General features: G+C 72.2%; 1 protein-coding gene and 1 pseudogene. One reads left to right on the top strand and one right to left on the bottom strand.

Features of this window, described 5'->3' with window-relative positions; translation table 11 throughout:
* Positions 1–573, top strand: a pseudogene (locus G6020_RS08845) (alpha/beta hydrolase); the annotation flags it as partial.
* A 19-nt stretch (positions 574–592) separates the two neighbouring features.
* Here the strand turns inward: G6020_RS08845 and G6020_RS08840 are convergent.
* Entirely contained in the window at positions 593–1,057 is a 465-nt protein-coding gene (locus G6020_RS08840; RefSeq protein WP_017837266.1) for an SRPBCC domain-containing protein, read from the bottom strand.
* Positions 1,058–1,291: the final 234 nt, after the last annotated feature.

The following is a 1,291-nucleotide window of genomic DNA, read 5'->3' as shown; positions in this document are numbered from 1 at the left end:
GCCACCGCCGCCGCAGCGCCCGATCGCGTCATGCGGGTGGGAATCGCCGGCGGCCTGGCCCCGTTCGATCGGATGCCCGGGGCGCGCGAGGCGCTGACCGCGGGAGATCTCGAGGCGCTCTCCCACTTACCGGGGGACCCCGCCCGCGCGGCCGAGCTGTTCCGGTCCGGCAACTCCGGGATCCTCGACGCGATGCTCTCGGTCAGGGACGACGAGACCGCGCCGTGGGTCGACTGGATGTGGGCGGACAGCGACGCGGCGGTGATCGCCGACCCCGCGGCCCGGCGGGCCCTGTTCGTGAACTTCCGCGAGGCGCTCCGGCAGGGCACCGGGGCGATCGCGTGGGACAACGTGGCCTTCGTCGGCCCGTGGGGCTTCCGGGTCGAAGACGTCCGCGCGCACGTGCACCTCTGGTACGGCGACGACGACGAGATGGCCCCACCGGCCAACGGGCGATGGCTGGCCGAGCACCTGGGCGCGGTCGACCTCACGGTCTACGCGGGTGAGGGCCACCTGCTGCCGCTGGCCCACTGGGGCGAGATGCTGCGGGCGCTGACCACCTGCGGGAGCTGACGACCACGGGGTGAACGGCTCAGCCGGCCACCGCGGCGGCGAGGTTGGACAGCGAGTCCTCGAGCTGCTGCTCGGACACCAGCGGGAAGGACACCTTCTTGAGGATCTCCTTGTCGGTGACCTTGCCCCAGTCGTAGGTCAGGCGGACCAGCGTCGACTCGGGCCCGCGGCTCTCGAGCTCCCAGACCCACTCCCAGCCGGGGGGCTCGGTGCCGGCGGGCGCGGTCTGCCACGCCAGGATCTTGTCCTTGCCGTAGCCGGTGACGTGGTTCTCGGTGCGGTACTCGCCACCCATGTGCTCACCCTCCATGTCCATGGAGAACACGTCGCCCACCTGCTGGATCCGGTCGGACTTGTAGTCCCCGCGGACGAAGCCCGAGCCGTCCAGCCTGGCGTGGTTCTCCGGGTTGGTGAGGATGTCGAAGATCTCGGCCGCCGAGTGGTCGATCACGCGCTCGACGGTGACGCTCGTAGATGTGGTCATGTCTCCCACCTTGCACGTCGGCGCCGTCCCGTGCATCCGGTCGCCGCGACCCGCGCCGGGTCGCCACCCCGGTGTGCTGCCGCTACGGTCGTCACCATGGACCAGTCGACACCGCACCGGACCGAGGCGTCCCCGACCGAGCCGACCCCGACCGGGGCCCACGCGACCCGGGGCACGGGGTGGGCCATGCCCGTCATCACGCTCCTCGGGGTGGCGGCCGCCATCGTGGCCGCG

The organism is Dietzia sp. B19 (genome assembly GCF_014145155.1).
Classification (GTDB): Bacteria; Actinomycetota; Actinomycetes; order Mycobacteriales; family Mycobacteriaceae; genus Dietzia; species Dietzia natronolimnaea.
The sequence above is the reverse complement of the archived record's forward strand: the minus strand, read 5'-3'. Positions and strand labels throughout refer to the sequence as shown.